Origin of the sequence: Paenibacillus sp. MDMC362, assembly GCF_003269305.1 — a bacterium.
Lineage (GTDB): Bacteria > Bacillota > Bacilli > Paenibacillales > Paenibacillaceae > Paenibacillus_AQ.
In genome coordinates this window covers 1-1280 of the sequence record NZ_QLYT01000002.1, presented here as the reverse complement: position 1 = coordinate 1280, position 1280 = coordinate 1, and the positions used below count along the sequence as shown (strand labels likewise).

At 44.5% G+C, this 1280-nt stretch carries 1 protein-coding gene; it reads right to left on the bottom strand.

The genetic code is table 11. From position 1 onward, the window contains the following. Window positions 1-43 precede the first annotated feature (43 nt). Window positions 44-1194 (bottom strand): IS3 family transposase gene (locus DP091_RS00055; protein ID WP_113056499.1). Its coding sequence is split into 2 segments (ribosomal slippage): window positions 44-933 and window positions 933-1194, totalling 1152 coding nucleotides; the frame shifts between segments, so codons are not numbered across the junction. Between the last annotated feature and the right edge of the window lie 86 nt (window positions 1195-1280).

The window sequence follows — 1280 nt, the reverse complement described above, 5'->3', positions numbered from 1 at the left end:
TGGTCATAGCCCCGTCAAGTAGACATTAAAAAAAGAGATTTTATTAAGCGGCGACTTTTTCCCGAAACTCAATCGGGGAGAGGTCGCCCAGTTTGTTTTGGAAACGTTCCATGTTGTAAAACGAAATATACTCCGTAATTTGGCTCCTTGCTTGCTCCAGATTTTGAGGTCTCTCCAAATACAGTTTCTCTGTCTTTAAGTGGGAGAAGAACGACTCAATAGAAGCATTGTCATAGCAGTTTCCACGCCGGGAATGGCTTCCTGTAAGCTTCTTCTCTTCAAGTAACTTGGCATAGGTTTGTGTTGTATACTGAAACCCCTGGTCCGAGTGGAGCAAGGAAGGTCCACATTTCAGTTTCTTCACTGTGTCTGTAACGAGTTTTAAGTCATTTCGCTCAGAGAGTTCCCACGCTACAATTTCATTGTTGTACAGATCCATCACCACGGAGAGATAAGCAAAATCATGCCCAATCCGGACATACGTAATATCCGTCACGAGCTTCTGCACAGGAGCTGTCGCTGAGAATTCCCGATTTAGGACATTACGGAACAGAACGGACGGTTTCCGGCCAGCAAATGGACGTTTCTTGCGAATCACGGAACGAATCTGAAGTTCTCTCATTAAGCGGCGTACCTTTTTGTGATTCACTACAAGGCCTTCTTTGCCTAACGCGGTTCGCATACGTTTGTAGCCGAAATAAGGACGAAGCCGATGAATGCTTAAAATATGTGCTTTCAGATCCGCATCCCGATCTGCTCGTTTCTCTCTGAGGGCAGCATTTTTCTTCCATTTGTAGTAACCTGCACGCGAAATTTCAGCAATTTTACACAGCCAAACCACAGGTGCCCACTTGCTTATTTCTCGAACGGACTGGCACCGGGCTTCGAAATCCAACTTTCCTCTCCGTGCAAATTTGGATTGAGCTTTTTTAGATATTCTACCTGTGCTTTCAGATAAGCATTTTCTTCTTCTGCACTACTAAAATGCTTCTTCGTCCAAAGTCCACGGTAATCCTCGAAACTCTCTCCATTTTGGCTTTTACGAACCCATGTGATAATCTGGCTCTCGCTCTTAATCCCAAACTTCTTCATGATCCGACTGTACGCCCAACCTTCTTCCACTCGCAGACGTACGGCTTCTTTCTTCGTTTCTTCGCTATATCGATTAAAGGTTTGGCCTTTCTTCGCTGACATAACAAAAATCCCCTCCGGTATCCAGTATTTGAGTTCATTGTAACATGTCCTCTTTTTTCACTGTCTACCATGAGGGGATAATACCA